Annotated in this window: 9 protein-coding genes; all 9 read left to right on the top strand. The window is 50.4% G+C overall.

Going from position 1 to position 21,696, the window contains the following annotated elements:
- The first annotated feature begins 243 nt into the window (after positions 1–243).
- The gene (locus KG631_RS08915; protein ID WP_213998620.1) at positions 244–2,430 is read left to right on the top strand and encodes a S41 family peptidase; all 2,187 of its coding nucleotides are present in this window, start codon (positions 244–246) and stop codon (positions 2,428–2,430) included.
- 106 nt (positions 2,431–2,536) lie between these two features.
- The gene (locus KG631_RS08910) at positions 2,537–3,157 is read left to right on the top strand and encodes a YigZ family protein (RefSeq protein WP_213998617.1); all 621 of its coding nucleotides are present in this window, start codon (positions 2,537–2,539) and stop codon (positions 3,155–3,157) included.
- A gap of 136 nt (positions 3,158–3,293) precedes the next feature.
- Positions 3,294–6,959 carry an ATP-binding protein gene (locus KG631_RS08905; protein ID WP_213998612.1) on the top strand — a complete coding sequence of 1,222 codons (3,666 nt, stop codon included), beginning with the start codon at positions 3,294–3,296 and terminating at the stop codon, positions 6,957–6,959.
- A complete protein-coding gene (locus KG631_RS08900; protein ID WP_213998610.1) occupies positions 6,959–7,579 on the top strand; it encodes a hypothetical protein in 621 nt (206 codons plus the stop codon). The genes KG631_RS08905 and KG631_RS08900 overlap by 1 nt, the downstream gene beginning before the upstream one ends.
- The gene (locus KG631_RS08895; protein WP_213998609.1) at positions 7,579–8,826 is read left to right on the top strand and encodes a hypothetical protein; all 1,248 of its coding nucleotides are present in this window, start codon (positions 7,579–7,581) and stop codon (positions 8,824–8,826) included. Before KG631_RS08900 ends, KG631_RS08895 begins: the two co-directional genes overlap by 1 nt.
- Positions 8,826–9,701, top strand: coding sequence for a Wadjet anti-phage system protein JetD domain-containing protein (locus tag KG631_RS08890; RefSeq protein ID WP_213998606.1), 876 nt, complete (start codon positions 8,826–8,828; stop codon positions 9,699–9,701). Before KG631_RS08895 ends, KG631_RS08890 begins: the two co-directional genes overlap by 1 nt.
- Before the next feature lie 121 nt (positions 9,702–9,822).
- Positions 9,823–13,788: a leucine-rich repeat protein gene (locus tag KG631_RS08885; protein WP_213998601.1), complete on the top strand. Its 3,966-nt coding sequence runs from the start codon at positions 9,823–9,825 to the stop codon at positions 13,786–13,788.
- A 170-nt stretch (positions 13,789–13,958) separates the two neighbouring features.
- Positions 13,959–19,445, top strand: a complete 5,487-nt coding sequence (locus tag KG631_RS08880) for a CHAT domain-containing protein (protein ID WP_213998598.1) — start codon at positions 13,959–13,961, stop codon at positions 19,443–19,445.
- Positions 19,446–21,320 (top strand): toll/interleukin-1 receptor domain-containing protein, encoded by a 1,875-nt coding sequence (locus KG631_RS08875; RefSeq protein ID WP_213998596.1) that lies wholly within the window; start codon positions 19,446–19,448, stop codon positions 21,318–21,320.
- Positions 21,321–21,696: the final 376 nt, after the last annotated feature.

Genomic DNA, 21,696 nt, shown 5'->3' with positions numbered 1-21,696 from the left:
CAGTTAGCTGAGTAAAGCCGGCAGATCCCCACTCTGCCGGCTTTTTGTTACACAACGATCATTGTCACAAAATAACTGCAGTTATTGACTGAAAAAGGGCGTAAACATCATAACTCTCTAGTTGCCAAGGACTTATATCTAATCGCCCGGCTTGGCAATCGTTTAGTACCTGTTACTTAATAAACAATTGACACCCATTTAATTTACAGTTATCTCTATAATAAAAACAACAAGGGAAACAAAATGAAAGGATTTATTACCAGCCTGTTGCTCTGGGCTATTTGCTTAACCGCGCAAGCCGCCCCACAGAATATGGATTTCTCTCAGAGTAAAGATGGAGCGCCAGAGCATTGGTATATTCAGGGCAGCGAACCTGACAATATCAGTGAGGACCATCCAACCGGTTCAGGGCAAAGCTTGCGCTTAAACAGAACCAGCACTAGCGAAGCTAACTTTACCTCAGCTGCGCAACGTATGCCTTTTGGCTATGATGGCCAACAAGTTACCTTAAGTGGTTGGATCAAAACCGAGCAACTGACAGGAGATGGCGCCGGGTTTTGGTTAAGATTACATAATGGTAAGGATATGGTTGCGTTTGACAATATGGCCGGGCGCTGGCTAACCGGTAACCAAGACTGGCAACAAGTGCAACTGTCGCTTGATGTGCCAGCGGGTGTTGATAGCTTAGTGTTCGGGGCTTTGTTAAGTGGTACTGGTCAGGCCTATTTTGCCGACCTTAAGCTGACACTGGATGGTGTAGATATTGCAAAAGCACCAAAGGCCAAACCTCTCATCGCCGCAGCACCTCATGAGTTTGAGCCGGATTCCGGCATTAGCCTGACAGCCCTTAGCCAACAGCAACACACTAACCTTGTCGCACTGGCCAAAGTTTGGGGCTTTATTAAGTATTATCACCCAGAGTCTGCTGCTGGCAATATCAGTATGGATGCCGAGCTTTTTAAGTTAATCCCTGAAGTGTTAAAAGCCGATGCCAAAGCACGCGACCAGTTGTTGGTTAAGTGGATTAATGGCCTGGGCGAGCTTAACGGCTGCAAAAACTGCAAAGACAGCAAAGACGCTGCGCTCGCCCACCCTGAGCAACACTGGTTAGCCTGGCAGTTATCGCCAGAGCTAAATACCACCCTGGCTAAAGTTTATGCTGCTGAGTTACCGGACCGGCATTTTTGGGTAAGCCCTGCAAGGGGCATAGGCAACCCGGTCTTTAATGAAAAGCCCTACGCAGAAGTTGGCCATGAAGATAGCGGCTATCGGTTACTGACAGTATTCCGGCTGTGGAATATTATTAATTATTACTCGCCTTATCGTGATTTAACCGAACAGCCTTGGCAGCAGGTGCTGAATAGCGCTGTTGCAGAGGTTATTGCGGCGCCAGACGATACCCGTTATCAATTGGCATTGGCTACGCTAGTCTCGGCTATTGAGGACACCCATACTCAGTTCGGGCCAAACCGGAACAATACTGCGCTAACCGATTATATTGGCCGCAATATAGTACCGGCAGAGGTGCGGTTTATTGAGGACAAGCCCGTTATCCGGCTGGTCTATGATCAAGACACCGCTTTGCAGATCGGAGATATTATTACCCATATCGGCGGCAAGCCGGTAGCGGATCGCCTGGCTTATCTGAGGCCGCTGGCGGCAGCCTCCAATGAGCCCACCCGCTACCGCCAGTTTGCCTGGGACTTGCTGCGTGATAACGCAGAGCAATTGGCATTAGATATCGAACGGGCCGGTCAGGCCATGCAGCTAACGGTACCCCTGGTTGAGCGCAGCTCACTGCAACGTCAGTATGAATATTACAACTTTGGCGACACCGCGTATCAGATCTTGCCAGACAATATTGGCTATATCCGGGTTGATAAAATGAAAGGTGTCGACGTTGAAGATATGATGCAGCAACTGGCCGGTACCACAGGGCTTGTTATTGATATTCGCGCTTACCCATCCCAATTTCTGGTCTTTAATCTGGGCCGTCACCTCTATCCACAGCCGTATTCATTCGTTAAATTTACCCGTATGCAGCCCGATAACCCGGGGCAGTTTAACTGGAGTGAGCCAATCCAGGTTGGCAGCGATAACCCGGATTACTATAAAGGTAAAGTGGCTATTTTGGTTAACGAACAAAGTATCAGCCAGTCGGAATATACCACTATGGCGTTTCGCGGCGCACCTAAGGCAAAAGTAATTGGCAGCACCACGGCAGGTGCAGATGGTAATGTTTCGTTTATACCATTGCCCGGTGGTCATCGGACTGCTTTATCTGGTTTAGGGGTGTTTTACCTTGACGGCACGCCTACCCAGCAAGTTGGCATAGTGCCCGATATTGAGGTAAAACCGACCATCGCCGGTATAGCGGCAGGCCGTGACGAGCAACTGGAACGCGCTATTGAGTATATAAAGCAGAAATAAAACCGCTTATGCAGGCAGTTAGCGGAGTAACGCCGGCAGTTTCCCTAACTGCCGGCTTTTTCGTTATAATCAGCCGGCATTTTTTCTAAAAAAGACTATTTTAGCATTGAGCCCCTATACCGAACTCGCCGCGCCCGTTGAGCATTGCCTGACCGAGAAAAACAGTGACTTTCTGAGCTTTCTACAGCCGGTTAAAAACCGCGATGAGGCGCTGGTGTGGCTAAACCATTACCGCAAACAGTATCCCGATGCCAACCATGTCTGCTGGGCTTATATTATTGGCAATACCCGCCAGCCTGAAACCCAGGCCTTTAGCGACGATGGCGAGCCCTCTGGCACCGCCGGTAAACCGATGCTGCATGTACTGACAGAGCAGGAACTGGGTAACAGCCTGGCAGTGGTAGTGCGCTATTTTGGCGGGGTAAAGTTAGGCGCCGGCGGCCTGGTGCGGGCCTATTCTGCCGCGGTATCGCAAGCCGCGGCGCTAGCGCAAACGGTGCAAGTAGAGCCACAGGTGCAGCTTAAGGTAGTACTGGATTTTGCTTTTGAAACCCGCACACGCCAGTTAATTAGCCAACATAGCGGCGAGCTACTGGCAACAGTCTACAGCCAGCAGGTAGTGCTGACCATCAGCCTGCCAATTGCGGCTGTGGCAGAGTTTGGCCAACAGCTACAAAATATCAGCTCCGGCAGCGTCACGATAAAGGCCGTATCAGCAGCAGAATAGCCCTAAGTCTCCAGCCCTGGGTTAATCAGCCGGCTGACTTATTTGAAACTGGCATTTGCTGCCATTCCATGGATAATAAGCCGCATTAAAATATTGACTGCGGCGCTTAAATTGTGCGCCGCCGACAGGATGCGCTATGTCTCAACTACTTCGTATTGTGCTTATTCACACCCACCTGCCCGGGGTGGTGGAATTACAACTGGATCAGCACACTAATATTTGCGGCACCAACGCCTCAGGTAAAACCACCCTGCAACGGCTGGTGCCGGTATTTTACGGTGAACAGCCAAACCGGGTGGTACCGAAAACCCGCAAAAAGTTTGACGAGTTTTACCTGCCTTATAGCAACAGTTACCTGATTTACGAATACCAGCGTGAAGGCGGTGCCCTCTGTCAAGTAGTGCTGACCCGTAAAAGCGATGGCGGGGTGGAATACCGCTTTGTGGCCGCGCCTTACCAGAGCGAATTCTATTTAATTGAAAATGACGATGGTGTAAAAGCGCTGAGTTACAGCGACTGGGCTGCCAATATGCGCGCCCGGCCGGACGTACAGGTATCGGCGAAAATAAGTGCCACCAGCGAATATCGCAGTATTATTCAGAACGATGCGGCCGCGCTTAGAGGCAACAATGCCGACAGCGTGAAATTGCGCCGGCTGGCAGCCAGTTTTAGTTTAGTCAGCAGCGGCCATAAGCTGCGCCATATTGAAAAACTGGTCAGTGCTGTGCATGCCAAAGAAGGCAAAATGGATACGCTAAAAGCGATGCTTGCGGCCATTTTTGAAGAAGACGGCGTTACCCTGCCGACTACCAAAGTGAAAAACACCAAGGCCCGCGACTGGATCCAACAAATGCGCCAGTCGATGCGCCTGGATAAACTACAGCAGGATTTTGAGCGTTTAAAACAGCTGGCCCAACAACTCGATGGCGCCGAAGCCCAGTTAGCCGGACTATTACCGCTGCTGCTGCAGGATGAACAAAGCCAGAAACAACGTAAGGCCGATGCCGAGCAGCAGGTGAACACCCTGCGCGGCCAGTTGCAAAGCATTAAAGAGCAATTCAACCAGCAGCAGCTGGAGCTGAACGGCCAGTTGGCAAAAACCGAAGCTGATTTACATGAAACCAGTGCCCGGCTTGATCAGCTGCAGCAGCGCTTTGACGATTTTGACAGCCAGGATATGCCAAAACTGCAACGGGATACCGATGCCCTGCCGCTGTGGCGGGAGAGCCTGCAGGAAGCGGCCGAGCAATACCAGCTAATGGTAGAGCAACATGGCGATTTAGAGCGGCAGTTAGAGCAGCGCAAAATAAAGCTGGCTGAAGCCTTTAACCGCTTAAGCGAGCAACATCGCGCTAAAGCCCGCCAGCTGCAACAGCAAAAAGATGCCACCCGTGAGCAACAAGACAACAAGCTGGCCGCGCTGGAGCAGGCCTTTGGCCAGCGTCTGCAGCAGGCCCAGCAGCAATTTGCCGGTCAGTTAACGGCGCTTAGCAGCAGTATTGCGGTACTTAATAGCCAGTTACAGGCACCGATGCTAAGCGAAACAGAACATGACGAGCTGCGCAGCGCGGACCTGCGCTTAGAGCAGGCCCAGCAACAGGCGCAACAGCAAGCCCGCCAGTTGCAGCAGCTGCAGCAACAATATCAGCAAGCCCGCACAGCCCGCGACCAGGCCGATACCGAGCTGGAAAGCAGCCGTAAAGCCTTGCACCAGAGCGAGCAGCAACTACAACAACTGCACCGCCAGCTGACGCCCGAGCATGGCAGCCTGCGCCACTTTTTACGGTTGCATTACAGCGGCTGGGAGCAAAAATTAGGCAAGGTGCTGGACGAGCGCTTACTGGAGCGGCAGGACTTACAGCCGCATTTAGCCGAGCTTAGCGACAATCTGTATGGCCTGCAGTTAGAGCTGACCGCCATTGACACCCCTGACTACGCCCAGGACGAAGCGGCCATTCGCCATCGTATTCAGACCGCTGAGCAACAGTTAGAGCAAACCACTGCCGGCAAACTACAGGCTGAGAAAGTCCTGAAAGAGCGTCATGAGCAAGCCGAGCTGTGCCGCACGCAACTGGAGCAGGCGCAGTGGCAGCTGACCCAGTATGAGCAAAATATTGACTACGCCCGCGATGCCCGCAACCGCTTGCAGGCTCAGCAACGCGAACTAACCGCCCAGCGTCAGAGCAAGGTAAAAAGCGAGCTGACGGCCCAGCAACAACAGCTGGAAAAACTGCAGCAGCAACAGCAGCAAGATATTCAGGCACTGCAAAGCGACCACAACAGCCAGAAAATGGAGTTAAAAGCCGATTGGCAGGCCGAGCTGCAGGTGTTTGATGAGCAAATCGACGAGCTGGAACGGCAGCTGGAACACAAACGTGATGATAATAAAAACCAGATCAAAGAATTGCAGCAGGCGTTCAGTGAAGAGCTGTCGGCCAAAGGTATCGATCCGCGGCGGCTGACCGAATTGAAGCAAAAGCAGGAGCAGCTGAAAACCGCCATTAAAGCGGTAGAAGCCCGCCAGGATCAACTGACTGCCTGGCAGCAGTTTATTAAGCTCGACTGGCAACAACTGCGGCCGCAGCTGCTGGAGCGGGAAACCGGCCTGAAACAACAACAACGCAGCGTGAAGCAAGCACTGGAGCAGCAAAAAGCCGATTACAGCGCCAATGCCAAAAAGCTGGATGAGCAAAAGCGCAGCCAGCAAGAGCTGATGAGCCAGGCCGAGCAACTGCTGAATCAGATAAAACCGGCACTGCAAAAGCTGCAGGAATTACATCTGGCGAGTATTAGCCCCGCAAATGTCAGTGGTTCTGCTGATTTAGTCGAACGCCTGGCCCGCGCCAATGAAGCGTTAGAGCAGCGCGGCAAAGCCGACAGTGCGTTAAAGCAGGCGGTGGGTCAGTTTGAAAGTGTGCTCAGTAAAGATGCCGGCCCGGAATTTTTAGACCGGCTGGAGCATGAAAAGCGCAAACTGGCTGAATATGCCGGCGAGCGCCAGCAACTGCCTATTTTGCAAAACCTGCTGCAAATTTTAAAAGACGCCCAGCAGCAATTGCTGGAGATGGGTGAGAACATCGGCGGCGATCTGAAAAAATTCTTTACCGTATTCAGCGATATTAACCGCCGTATCGCCCAGCAAAGCCGCCGCTTAAGTGAAGCCGTGGCCGATGATTTAGTGCTGGAAGGGATCAGCCGCTCCGAAGTACGGATTTTATCGACCATTGACGAGCTGGGTTTCTGGCAGCCGCTGAAGCACTTCGCCAAACTGTATGATGACTGGGGCAATTCGGGCAAAGCGCTGCCATCCGAACAGTATCTGAATGCGCTGGCAGACGTGGTGGAATTGCTGCGCTCCGATGAGCAGTACAGCATTGAGTCCCTACTACGCCTTGAGCTGCATTTAAGCGAAGGCGGCTCGGAGCTGGTTATTAAGAACGACCGCCAGTTACTGGAGTCGTCCAGCCATGGTATGGCGTACCTGATTTTATGTAAATACTTACTGGCCTTTACCCGCTTGCTGCGTGGCGATGCCAAGGTAGCTATTCACTGGCCAATAGACGAAATTGGTACCCTGGCCTATCACAACGTCGAAAAACTGTTTGCCGCCTGCAGCAGCAATAATATTGTGATTGTCGGCGCCTTCCCTAACCCGGAGTCTGATGTGTTAATGCTGTTCAGTCATCGCTATTTAATAGAGCCGGATCAGCACGAGCCCAGTAAGCGCCGCTTAAAACGCATTCAACCGAAAGTAAGCCGGCTGGCCGAGCGCCTGGCCAGTAAACAGCAGGAGGCAAGCTGATGTTACAACACGGACCTTTACTCGAGCGCCTGCTGGCGGGCGATTTTATTTGCCAGGTAAGCGACGAAGATGCCTTTCGCCATTTAAGCAATCAGCAAACCCAGCAGGACATTAACCACTACCTGCGGCCGCTGAACCGGCGCCTGGTCAGCAATGACGACAATACCGTATTTTTCCTCGGCTACTTTGATCTGAATAAAGCCGCCCGCGAGCAACTAAGCAGCCAGTTCTCACTAACGGTGCAATCCTTGTTGCCATTGTTGGAATGGCTGCAACTGGTACAGGAAACCCTGGGCCGCGACAGCGCTTTAACGGCCGGCGATACCATCAAGCTGCAGGAATTTGTGCTGCGTACCGAAGATAACCAGAGCCTGCGCCAACGCCTAAATCAGCTGGCCAGCGACCGCTTTTTTAACAGCCAGAGCGAGCAGCTGGACAACCAGGTAAAACTGATTTTCCGCCGCTTAAAAGAGCACGGCTACCTGCTGCAGCCGCACCACGACCGCCAGTATTATGTGGTAACCGGTAAAATTGACTATTTAATTGATGTTATTCGCTTTATCCGCGACGAAGAGCATTTGCCGGTAGATGACACCCCAAGCCAGGAGGCGTTACTCTGATGGCGCCAACAGATAGCGGTATTGCCTCTAACCTGTTTAATATCGGTAGCGATCGCTTGGCGCTATTGGGCAAGCACCATAAAGCACTGATGCAGGGTTATCTGGACGGCTTTATTGATGAAACAGCTTTTAGCGAAAGCGCGTTAAAAAAACTGATTGCCGCGCGTATTTTATGGCGGCCAGACGAACAGCAACCGCTGGCACTAAGGCCATTGGTCAGTGAGCTGATTGCCAGTATGGTAGCCGATGAAAACCGCCGGCAGATTAACGCCGACGTGGCAGAAAAGCTGGAGCAAATCCGTAACCGGGTGCAGGCCTACCGCGACGCCCAGTATAAAGGCGATTACAGTGTGGCCGAGCTGCAGCTGCAGCGCTTAACTGAGCATGTGCACGATTTAAGCGGCCAGTTTGAAGAAGCTATCGACAGCTTATGGCACCGGTTAAACAGCGACTTTGGTTTTGTCGCCAGCCTGGATGATAAAATCCGCGAAAACGAACGGGCACAAAAACAACTGCGCCGCTTACTCGATGGCCTGGATTTACTCGACTTTAACGAGTTAATTGAATTATCGGAAGGCAATAACCACCTGCGTAAGTTGCTGGTTAGCCAGCTGCAGAACCAGCTTAGCTCGCACCATAGCAGCTTGCTGGAAGTACAAAAACGTTTAGTGGAGCTGCTGGCGAAATTCCGCCAGCAGCAGGCCCGCTCGATGCTGATTGCCAATATGGCGGCGTTCTTACGCCAGCATCCGAAATACCAGCCAGCCGACTATCCGAACCGCTCTGAGCTGCCAGCGCTGTTTAATCAGGCGGCCAGCATAGTGCCGCAGGCCGCCATTGCCCTGGATAACGCCAGCGATCGGCAAAGCCTGGCCGAACTGGTCCGCGCCCTGCCGCGCTATCAGCCGGTAACCTTGCCGGATACCGGAAGTGCCAGCTTTAGCAGTGTGATGGTAGATGACGAAATTGCCGCCCGCCAGCAGGCGCTGAAAACCGATGTCGAGAACTTCTATCTCAGGGTGATTGACCAGGGCGGCAAACTCAGTGCCCTGGAGTATCTTGAGCAGCAGGCACTTGAGTGGGACAGCGAGATCTGGCTGTATCAGATCATCGCGGAATATCAGGCGCTGCCGCAGGATGAAAAGCAGATGTTCGCGATACTGCGCGACGAAGCCCCCGCCAGCAGCATGAACCAGCTACTGCTTATTCGGGATATCAGCCTCAGCCTTATTGTAAAAGCTGCCTGATGAATTACCCGCCGCTAAGCGCAAAAACTCTGCATTGGTTGCAGCAACTGCAGCAGCGGCTGAATGCCAGTGGCAGCGAGCGGGTGAAAACCAGTGTTAAAGCAGTACAGCAGGTACTGGCCTGGTGTATTGAGCATGAATTAGTGCCAGGCAATAGCCTTAACCTGCCGCATTATACGTTTAGCCTGGCACTGCTAAAAGACATTGCCAATGTGCAACGCAACTTGCAACAAGCCTGTTTTCTGGATGATTTAAACCAGAACAGCCGGCTAAGCAATGCCACCATCAGCCAGCAAGAACTAAAAAGTATTGGCCAGCAACCGCGTCAAAACCGGGTGTTGCTAAAACTGAGTACGACTGTAGATACCCGCATCGGTATAGCAGCGGATATTATTGATATTGACTGGCAGCAACTGCCACTGGCGCAGTTTGATGCGCTGCTGGTAGTCGAAAACCTCGATTGTTTTTATCAGCTGGAAAGTTTTAGCATTGAGCTGCCGTATCAACAACCGCTGATAATCTATCGTGGTGACACTCAGTACAGCAGTGGCGCTAAGGCATTATCTTCAGCCTGGAATAATACCGGAAAACCCAGCATTTACTTTGGTGACGCCGATTTAGCCGGGCTCAGCATCGCACTAAGCCTGCAATGCCAAAGTATGTTACTGCCTGCCATTAACGAGTTTACCCAACACGCCAGCCCCGCCATGCTGAATGATAAGCAACTTAAATATCAGCAGCGCCTGCAGCATATCGAAATCACCCCTGCATTTTCACCCTATCAACAACTTATCTGCCAGCAACTAAAAGGCCTGCGTCAGCAGAATATGCAGGGGATGGCGTTAGCGACTGTGCCCCTGATTAGCTTTTGGTGAAATCCGTTATAGCGCTATAAATACCTGCATATTTTCCCTAAGAATATAATTTAGGAACTGTCACGGTTGACAGTCAACCATCACGGACTATAGTTTCTAAAATAATGAATCGGCTCTACGGATGGCAGCATTTCAGCACCCAGGCGCGTTCCACCAAGCGCGACTACTCATTAAGCAAGCTTTGGATACTGGTGCCACTTCTCTAAATTTAAGTAAACTGCGTCTGCGCCAGCTTCCAAAAGATCTTGTGCTATTAGCCGACCAAATATCGAGCTTGGATTTATCGAATTGCGGCGCATTAACCGACTTAAGTAGTATAGAAGCATTTACGCAACTTACTGAGTTGAAAGTGAGTGGCTGCTACGCTCTACAAAGCCTCGATGAGCTGAAGTTCCTTACAAAGCTTACTAAGTTAGATGTAAGTCGATGCCAGTCCTTGCAAAACCTTGATGGAATGAAACATAACCTCCGCCATTTAGATATAAGTTACTGCCGCGGTTTGCAAAACCTCGGTGGCCTACAGTACCTAACTCAGCTCAACCATTTGGACATTAGTTACTGCCCTGCGCTGCAAAACTTAGACTTGCTGCAACACTTGACTCAGCTGACCCACTTAGCCTTAAGATGTTGTGGCACTCTAAAAAGTCTAGATCGGCTTAAACATTTAACCCAGCTGTTAAAATTAGATGTTAGTGACTGTGGTGCTTTAGAAAGTCTGAAAGGACTACAGCACTTGTCAGAACTTACCCAGTTGGAAGTCAATGCCAGTAGGTCACTTAAAAGCCTGGACGGGGTGCAACACTTGACCCACTTAACCAAATTGGCTGTCTGTAACTGTCATGCCCTGCATAGCCTAGTCGAGCTCCAACAACTTAAAAAACTAACCCAATTGGCGGTCAGCGGTTCAGATACGCTAGAAAGTCTTGACGGATTACAATATCTGACCCAGCTATTCAAATTAGCTGTCAGTCGTTGTGGTGCGTTAAAAAACGTAGAAGTGCTACAAAACATGACTCAACTCACCCATTTAAATATCAGCTACAGTCACGCCGTAAAAGACTTGGACAGGCTGAAACATTTGAGTCAGCTGACACATTTGGATGTCAGTGGTTTCTTTGTGCTAAATAGCCTAGACGGGCTGCAATACCTGACCCAACTCACCCATTTAGATATTAGTCGCTGCAATGCTCTTAAAAGCCTGGAAAGGCTGGAAAATCTGACACAGCTAACCCAACTGGTTATAAGAGAATGTGATGCCCTTATAAGCGTCGATGGGCTAAAACACCTGACTAAAATCACCCATTTATCCGTTAGTCACTGTAGAGCACTGAATAACCTCGAGGAGGTGAGACACCTGACCCAGCTCACCCAGTTAGATATCAGTGGCGCTATTGCCCTAAAAAGCTTGGACGGGCTACAGCACCTGACAAAGCTAACTGAATTAAGTATTAATTCATGTCACGGTCTAACAAGCTTGGACAAACTACAACACCTAACTGATCTTTCTCAATTAGCAGTTAGTGGCTGTGATGCTCTCAAAAGCCTTGATGTGTTCCTGCACATGACCAAACTTACACAGCTTGACGTGAGTAACTGTCAAGCACTGCAAAGTTTGAATGGTATTGATCACCTTGTCCACCTAATTACACTTAAGGCCGAGGAGTGTTCAATTGTTGAAATAGGACCGTTGCAGACACTTAATAAAGAGTTTCCTTATTTTAATAAGCTATATCTTTACGGAAACCCGCTTCAAAAACGTTACAATTTACAGCTAGAAAAACTTGAAAACAGCCTACCGATACTTGAAGCTTTTTTATACCAGCAAGGATCTATTCAATCTCAAACCCCAATCCGTCTTCCAGCAAAAGTAATGCTACTAGGCAATCATGCAGCAGGGAAAACTACCTTACTATGTGAAATAGACCCAAACGTAAAATATGCCGGCTCTACCCACATTTTGCAGGTTCACCCTTATGCTGGAGCAGACCAAAAAGAAGAGCGTAAGCAAAAGCACAAACTTCCTGCTGCTATGATTTATGACTTCGGCGGGCAAGATTATTATCATGGCATTTATCGTGTGTTTATGGGTCAAGACGGTATTTGCTGTTTGGTCTGGAACAAGCAGCAAGACCGAAATCATTGTGTGCCTGACAGCAACTCTGAAAATAACCTGTTATTTAACCGCGTTTATTGGCTAGGGTGTATACGACACTTTCAACCCACCATTTTCTCTATCACTCCAGATAGTGCTTCTAATCCGGATGTTAGTGCATCGGAATTAATATTAGTGCAGACCTACATCGAGCGGGATGATTCTGAGCTTACAGTCAGTTCTCATATCTACAGCCAGCATCATTTATCGCTAAAAGCAGTAAATAAGAGCAATGAAAATTTGGCTTCAGCAAACTCAATAGATGATCTCAATCACAACCTGAATACCTCAGCTTTGGCCTACTTTAGAGCACAGCTTAATAAAGTGATCTACCAGCATCAAACAACGATTGAGCAAGCCGCGTGGTACGAGGCTTTTTTAGCCAGAATTTTAGCTACACATCAAACAAAGAAACTTAGCGACTACTACCAAGCTACAGAAACAGATGAGTTATTAAAACATTACCGTGCCCCTCGCGCTAGTCTGGCCGAGCACAAGCTATTAGAAACCGCGTTAACCCAGCTGCACCGCCAAGGATTGGTACTCTACTATCCCCATATTAACTCGAAGAAAGTGTGGCAAAACCCGATGGCTTTTGTAGAGTATGTTCACGAGAAGGTTTTGACTAAATCACACCTGAAACAATCTAAAGGTATTATCACTAAAGAACTCTTTGCTAATGAAAAGATCGATCCAGATGTACTAGCAATCCTACAGAAAGAAAAAGTCATTTTTTTACACCCCTTTGGCGGTGACGATGGCAATCAACCAGAGTATATAGTGCCAAACTACCTATCATTGATTAACGAAAGCAGCCCAGATTACCAGCTCGCCACCTTTGGTCTATTGGCTCGCCCAGCGCTAATACTTTGGTTTGAACATTTTGTGCCACTGGGTTTAATTAACCAGTTAGTGTGCTTCTTTGGTCAGATGCCAGATCGTAAAAAATTCTGGCGTGATCAAATCTTATTTACGCTCGAAGCCAGCAGCAAAGTTCTTATAAAGTTGGAGTTTTCGCCAAAACTACAGATTAAAGTTTACTTGCAAAACAATGACGCCAAACAGTATCAACAGCATCTCAGCTACCTCTATTATGTACTGATGGGACTTTACCATGACTATTCAGTAGATCCTCTGGACGATTATTGTCAAAACCATCATGAGTTGTGCAGGCAGTATGGGCATTACCGCGAGTTGGATCCATTGCCCAACAAGGCAAAACCGTTCAGTCCTGAACTACCTTGGCTTTATCGACAAATTTATTTAAACCCACCCAATGATTTGCGACTATCTGTTAATGGCCAGTACTTTGTAAAAGTGACCGATTTAGCCCGGCTGGACGAGCAGCAAACCACGGTTGCGGCACAAAGCAGCGATGATGCGGAGATATCGGTGCAATTGCCAGCAAGTCAGTTTGCTCCCTTTATGCTCAACAAGCCAAAAAAACGGCTGAAAGTGTTTATTTCCTATTCTCATGACGACATCAAGCAGCGTCATGTTTTACAAAAGTTTTTAAGTAATTTGATACGGGCTGAGAAGATAGAAATCTGGCACGACAATATGATTAACGCCGGTGATTTTTGGGATCAAACCATCCGGCAAAAACTGGCAGAAGCCGATGTGGCTATCTTGCTGGTAAGTCAGTCGCTGTTGGCATCCAGCTATATTCAGGACGTTGAAGCGCCATTGTTAATGCAGTTGCACCAGCAGCGCAAACTATCGATTGTCCCAGTGTTAATTCGAGAGTGTTGCTATGAAGACTGGCTGATTTTTCCACCCGGTAGTAACCCGGATCTGGCTACTTTTGCTGCGGAATTGCAGTTCTTGCCAAAGAATGAACAAGCACAGCTGCAAGCAATTCAAGACTGGCATAACCCGGAAAAGGCCTGGAAGCAAGTTGTCGCGGCATTAAACCAACTATTTATACAGAGTTAAATTGTTCAGCGTGTCAGCCTTATGCAAGCAATTTGATCACAGAACGCGAACAAGAATTACAAGTAGCAGCTACACTTGATCTGGTAAAAGCTCGCATTACCGCTTATTTGCAAAATAACCAATAAAACCTAATCGCAGAGCGAGCAGTCCTGACCGCATGGAGCAAAAGGATGACCAGTCAAACCACCATTCGATTTGCAGTTCGTACTACTTCACAAGGCGCCGTAGCGCAGCCCGATGCTGACTATCAGATACGCAGCGTCAAACTCGCCGGCGGCGAAAAGCGAGCCATGAGCAGCACCCGGGTGCTTAGCGCTGAAACCGGCAATGACTTAGTACACCTGATCTTAAAAGATCACAGCGGCCAGCCGTTTGATTTATGGTTGCATCCGGAGCATGCCCGGGATTTGTTGCTAAGCCAGCAAGGTGGCACATTAGCCGCAGATGGTACGGTGCAGGTACCGACCCACGCACAGTGGCGCAGCCAGGACGGTGCGCAGCGAGGTTTTATCAGTGATTTGCTGATTGACACGTTGGAGTTGCTGGGGCTGAAGAAAAAAGCCGTTAAATATACCGCAGCAGCAATTGGCGCGCGTATTGACAGCAAGGTTAATGAAGGTGTGTATCGCCTATCAAAACAAGCTATTCCGGATCTGAAGCCCGGTACCACTTGTCAACTAGACGCTGTCAGTAATCCGCAGCTGGTGTTTATTCATGGCACCTTTAGCAATACCAAAGCGGGCTTTACTGGCTGGTGGCAGCATCAGCAGCAGATCCAACAGCTCTTTGATTACTATCACAATCAGGTCTATGCGCTTGATCATGCCACTGTGCTAAAAAGCCCACTATACAACGCCCTGACGCTGGCAAAAGCCCTACCCAAGCGCGCAGCCTTGCATCTGGTAACCCATTCCCGCGGCGGGTTGATAGCGGAGTGTTTATTGCGGGCTTTAATGTTAGCAGCCGACAAACAGCTGTTTGAAGATGAAATATCCTTCTATTTTCAGGACGCCGCATACTCACAACATAAGCAAGAACTTACCGACCTGGTCAAGCTGCTAAAAGACAAAGACATTCGTATTGAGCGACTGGTGCGGGTGGCCTGCCCGGCGCACGGTACTTTGCTGGCGTCAGACCGGCTGGATGCGTACCTTAGTGTGTTGAACTGGCTGGCCAAGCGGGCAAAGATCCCGTTATTGCCCGGCCTGCTGGACTTTACCAAAGCCGTGGCGCGTGAACGTACCGATCCAGGCAGCCTGACTGGCATTGAAGCGATGCGCGCGCAAAGCGCAATAATTCGTTGGGTAAATGCCCCCCTTAACGATGGCTGTGATAGCCAGTTACGTGTGGTGGCGGGCGATATTGCCGGCGACTCGCTGGTATCCTGGATCAAAACCCTTCTGGCCGACAGCTTTTACCGAACAGACAACGACTTGGTGGTACAGACCAGCGCCATGTATGGTGGCGTGCTGCGCCACGATGCCAGTTTTATACTGGAAAGCAGCGGCAAAACCGACCATTTTAGTTATTTTAGTAATCTAAGCACGGCCAGTGCTATTACCGACGCCTTAACGCAACAACGGCCGTCCGGTTTTCTACCGGTAGGCCCGCTGTCTTATCAGGGCCAAAATGCCAGCGGCGTGCGTACCAGCGACAAATCCGGTTTTAGCCCCAATATATTAGCTGCCAACGATTTGGGTAATGCGGCAAGGCCGTTGGTGCTGGTGCTGCCAGGTATCGCTGGCAGTCATCTGCAAAAAGCTGGACGACGCGAGTGGCTGGCATTGCACCGGGCTTTTGGCATGCTGGATCGAATTAGTCTGCAAGATAATGACAACATCGAAGCAGACGGCATGCTGGAAACCTATTATCAAACACTGCTAGAGCAACTAGCCTTGCAGTATGAAGTGGTGCCATTCAGTTACGACTGGCGTCGCTCGCTTGAAGACAGTGCTAAAGCCCTTGCGGCGGTGCTGCAGCAACAACTGACACACCGGCCCAACACCGCTATTCATCTGGTGGCGCATTCGATGGGCTCCCTGGTGTTTCGGGTACTACAAATTAAGCAACCTGAGTTATGGCAACGCTGGCTGAACCGGCCTAATACCCGGGTCGTGTTACTGGGGCCTCCTAATAACGGTTCCTGGGCACCAATGACTATGCTGACTGGCGATGACCCCTTTGCCAATATGCTGTGCCGGATAAATGGCGACTTGCAGACGCTTGAAAGCCGTAAACTGATTGCAGAATTTACTGGTTTGCTGCAGTTACAGGCAGGTTTACATGACCCGCAGCAGCCCATGGCACAACAGGCCTACTGGCGTCAGTTAGCCGACGCAGATCAACTTGTTGCTCAGGATAGCAGCCCTTGGTTTAGCCGGGTTTCGAAAAAGCATTTGTGGGCCATCCCGAGCGAGAACACGCTGCAACAGGCCAGTTTGCTGCGCCATCAACTTAATGCCCAGTTGCCGGTATTGCAGGAATACCACGATAAAATAAGTATAATTCTTGGCAGCAGCCCGGAAACGCCCGCAGGGTTTGTCGTCAATGATTTAGGGGCAGTGCAATACCAATATAGCCAGGAAGGCGATGGCCGGGTGTGCTGGCAGGACTCTGTGATCGAAGGTATACAAACCTGGCTCAGTCCACAAGTGCATGGTGCATTAGCTAATGATAAATACGTAATAGCGGCTTGCCAGCAGTGGTTGGTAGGCAACACCATCCAGTCGGCAGGTTTGCAGCCGTTTTACTTGCCAGAGCGACGTGGCGATGGCGACAAAGCATTGTTACCAACTAAAACCAGAGCCTATGCCGATACAACATCCATTAGTTACCCGCTGGATGAAGCGACGGTGATGCAGGCCTTATTTATCGATAGCACTATTGCCAGTCGTTCAGGCCCCCAGCTACCGCCAATGCAACTGACCGTACGCAACGACGATTTGCGTTTTGTACGCCAGCCACTGTTGTTAGGTCACCAGAATTCACTGCAGATTACTGGCTCTGAACGAGCGGTGGATCAGCTACTGGGTGGTGATTTACAGTTGGCACTGCAGTCTGGTGTGTACCCGGTAATGCCAGGGCAGTACCAGATTTTTGTCAACCGCCGGCAAAACCCGGCAAACCAACTCGCATATCCGAAGCCGGTAGCGGCGATAGTGGTGGGACTTGGCGATGAAGGTGAACTTACTCCGGCGGTGATCCGGCGAACAGTGCAGGCCGGTGTAATCGGTTACTGCTTGCAGCAGGAACGGCAGACCACACAGGTGGAACTGGCGGTTACCATTTTAGGCAGTGGCGGCATTCTGGCGGTAAGCCAGTCGGTACAGGCGTTGGTGCAAGGCGTGCTGGATGCCAATGAAAAACTGCGACAGCTGGCAGTGCAGCGGCAACACAGGCCAGTCGCGCATGTTAGCAAGCTATTGATTATTGAACAATTTCATAACAGGGCTCTGGAGGCCTGGCATACGCTACATGACTGGGTCACCTTAAATCAGGCACTACCGCTGGAACTAACCACACAGTTACAAAACGGTCAAAATGGCATTTCGCAGCCGGTAGAGGGGCATTATCGTAGTGTGAAATATGATTTACTGCGGATTTGCGCCCGCCCACTATACCATCAACCCACTGTCGCCAACTCCAGCAACACAACCATGGCGTGTTATTTGTTGCTGGAGTACGCCCTGTTTACCCGACGCGCCCGCTCCGAACTATATTACAAAGAAATTCAGGTACCGCAAATTCGCGAGCTGCTGCGCAGCGCTGAAATAAGTGGTTACTTTGACCAGACATTAGCGCGGGCTCTGTTCCAGCTAATTCTGCCACATGAACTGAAAACCAGCTTGCGTGCCAGCAGCGAACTAGTGCTGGAACTGGATGATAATACCGCCTGGATCCCGTGGGAGTTGCTTGTTGAAGGTGCCGAACAACGCAGTCACATTGAACGTGGTAACGTGCAGGCATTTGGTAGCAGTATGTTGCGTAAACTCCGACTGCGTGAGTTCAGACGCCAGCCGACAGCCAGTTTATCTGACAAAATCTTGGTGATTGGCGAGCCGTTAGTTGATGAGTCTGTGATCCCGTTGCCAGCCGCTGCCAAAGAAGCTAAACAAGTGGCGCATTTATTCGCAGGCCGCGCCCACTTGCTACTTAACAGTAGCAGCAGCGACATCTTTAAAGCCGCTTTTAGCCATGACTGGCAAATTGTTCATCTGGCCGGTCATGGTCTTTACTGTCCGTCAGACGAGGCTGAATCGCTCTGCAGTAAAACCGGCATGCTCTTGCAAAACGGTATCGTGTTTGGTCCAGCGGAATTTGACAGCATGCCGCATGCACCAGAGCTGGTGTTTGTAAATTGCTGTGAGCTGGGCAAAACGGAACAGCATGGCGCGCCCCGTTACCGTGATTTTGCAGCCAATGTCGGCGAACAACTAATCCGGAACGGCGTTCGCTGTGTGGTGGTGGCAGCCTGGGCTGTGGCGGATCGGGCCGCAGAGGCGTTTGCCGGCAAATTTTACCAGGCATTGCGAAATAACATGACCTTTGCTCAGGCGGTTCAGGCTGGACGTAAAGCAGCTTTTGATGCCAACCCTAAGGACAACACCTGGGCTGCATATCAGTGCTATGGCGACCCAGCCTGGCGACTAAGCGACAGTGAGCAGGCGAATGACCTCCAGACGCCTCCGCTCGCCAGTACCCGTGAACTGCTGCTAACATTAGAGCAGTTACTGGCACAGACTGCTTACGTCAGTAATGATGGGCAGCAATCATTACAAAACCGGCTGCAGACGATTTTACGCAGTAGCAACCCAAGTTGGTTGCAACAAGGCCTGATTGCAGAGCAGATTGCACAATGCTGGAAAGCGCTCGGCAACACTGAACAAGCCCGGCACTGGTTTAGTGAGGCAGTAAATGCTAACGATGGCTCAGCCAGTTTCGTCGCGCGCGAGCAGCAATTAAATTTGCAGGTGCGCCAGCCAGACGCCGACGAAGCAACCCTGAAAACCGCCACGCAGCAACTACAACAGTTAATTGATCTGGCGCCGACAGCTGAACGCTTCAGCCTGCTGGGCTCAGCCTGGAAACGGCGGGTCATGCTGATAGACAAGACACCGCCTGTAAAAACACCAACCAAGCGCGCGCAGCAGTCAGCAAAGCCCACTACCGCACCTGAGCTTACCGCAGCGTTAGAACAAATGGTTGCAGCCTATCAACAAGCAGCCGATCTAACGGCCAATGATGTTTTCTACCCACTAAGCCAGCTTTATCTGGCTAAGCTGCGGTTACATTGGCTGGACGCCAAACACGAGGCACCAACGGATGATGACTGGCAAAAATTGCAGCAACTTTACCAGCAACAGGCTGAACAGGAAGCTGATTTCTGGAACCATGTTGGCCCGTTGGAAGCCGCCATCTGGCAAGCCATGCAACAACAGCAACTGCATCTCACACTGCCTGAGGTCAGCACACAGTTGCAAGAACTAAAGCTAAGAGTCAGCTCTGTACATTGGTGGCAATCGGTACGCGATACTGCCGAATTTATGGGGAAATCCTATGTGCAGCATATTCAGCAAAACAACCTCGCTGACGCGGAAAACACTGCTGTGGAGCAGCTTATGCAACTGTTAGCGCAATTTGCGGGGGATACGGAATAAATGGAAAACTTTGATCTGTTTATCAGCTACCGCCGCTCTCAGGCCTTAGCGGTACAAGCCGCTGTTGCCAGTCTCGAACAAGCCGGTATCAGCTGTTTTTTGGATACCACCGACATTGCCCCTCTGGCTGACTTTCCAGAGGGGCTGCACGGTGCTATAGCCAATTCCAAAGCGCTATTGGTGTGGTGGAGTGCTGATTATGCTGATTCGGAGCATTGCATGGCCGAGCTGACGTTGGGTTGGCAATATGCCCGGGCGCAAAGCAGCGATGTTAGCCAGCGCATTTGGGTAGTCAACCCAGAGTTAACAACAGATCATATTTGCGCTGGTGAGCTGCAAAGCAGTAATTTGTTAGCAGGCAATAGCTTGCATGACGCGACGCTAACAGCGCAATTAACAGAGAAATTAGCGACCCTAACTACGCCTTTGTCGAACGAGCAGCAAACTGTTGCAGCAGCCAGTTATGGCAGCCAGGCACAAGCCGTCAGTAAGCACTTTACCGGTCGCCTGCGCGAATTGTGGCAGCTGCGTAGCCTGCTGCATCCGGCTAAAATTAGCCAAACTAACCGCTTAGTGGCAATACAAACCCACGGTATCGCGGGTATTGGCAAAACTGAGCTGGCAAGGGCTTATGTCGATAAATTTAATGCGGCATACCCGGGCGGAGTGTTCTGGTTAAATCTGGCGCCGTTAGATAGCGAAGCCCACGTCGATGATAACAGTATGCGCCGGGTGTGGGCCGATGCCGTGCGCGAAGCGCTTGACTGGGGTGGCCAAAGCGGCTTTTACCGCGATAGCGCCGGGCAATACCTGGAAGCACAGCCGCTATGGGAGAAGTTACAACAGCAAGGGCCATGGCAAAGCCAGCCGGTGTTATGGCTGCTGGATAACGTGCCGGTACTAAATACTCAGACGTACCACCAATTACAAAGGTGGCTAACCGCGCCCATGGCCAACAGCCATACGCTAATTACCACCCGCTTTGCTGGCGAGCTTGCGGGTTTTAAGCCTTTGAACTTAGCGCCTTTAGATCATATTGCTGCATTGCGCTTATTGTGCAGTTATCGCGATTTTACGAAAGCTGAACAACCTCTGGCCGAGCAACTGGTGCAGCAAACCGGCGCACATACGCTGGCGCTGGTGCTAGCGGGGGAATACCTGAAACACAGCAGTTATCAACAGCTGATTGAAGGCTTCGACTCCCAGCAAGTGCTGCCGGTAATTGAACAGATTGCCGCACTGTTAGCGGCGGATTTAGGCAACAAAGCAGTGGGGATAGTAGCAACATTCTCTTTATCTTTGCAGTGGCTTGATGATAAAGCCAAGCGCTTACTGGCGCTGGCCTGTCAGTGCGAAGGCAATAGCGCCTTTCCGGTAGCGGTGCTAAAGGATGCAGCCAAGGCGCTATTTCAGCAGGATGAAATGCAAAGCAGTATAGCGTTGCGCTGCCTTTCTCAGGCAGCCTTAATGCAGCAATCTGAACAGCGGGTGCGAATGACAGATGGCTCCACTTACCACGAGCCGATGCTGGAATTGCACCCTCTAACCATAGCGGCCAGCTGGCAACTACTATGCAAACAGCAAGATTTAGCTTTACCCACGGCAATTAAATTACAGCAGTATTTAATTGCCGCCGTGCTGACACATTTTGATCAGGTAGAGGATAATCGCCAGCATCCTACAATCCATCCTTATTTGGCTTTGGCACATTTTTTACCACAGCAGCATTGTTCAGCAGAGGCTTTTGGCTTACGACATCGTTTAGGACGGTTTTATATGCATGCCGGAGCAATTCCGAAATGCCGCAGCCCAGTGCAATTAGCAAATGCTTCGCAGAAACCCTATTACTACCAGATGAACACAAAGACATCCTGATGAGCAAGAGCCTTCTTGCTTCTACATATCGAAACAAGGACGACAGACGTTGCCCGCGCCATGGAAGCGGTACTAACCACAGAACGCACGTGGGTGCAGAGCATCCGGATACCCTGGCGGTAAACAACCTAGCCGCACCTGGCAAGCACAAGGCGATTTGGTCGGCGCGCGCGTTAGAGGAGGCTGTTCTGGAAGGTGAACGAACGTAAACTGGGTGCCGAACATCAGACGCACCTAACCATTAAAAATAACTGGCCCAAACATTAGGGGCGCAAGGCTTTTAACCGATGCACGCGTGTTTCATCAGGCAGTGCTGGAAGCTAGAGGAAGGCGCACGTTGGGCACAGAACACCCTGACACCTAGCGAGTAAAAACA

The organism is Arsukibacterium sp., assembly GCF_018402695.1.
In the GTDB taxonomy this organism is placed as follows: domain Bacteria; phylum Pseudomonadota; class Gammaproteobacteria; order Enterobacterales; family Alteromonadaceae; genus Alishewanella.
The sequence above is the reverse complement of the archived record's forward strand: the minus strand, read 5'-3'. Positions and strand labels throughout refer to the sequence as shown.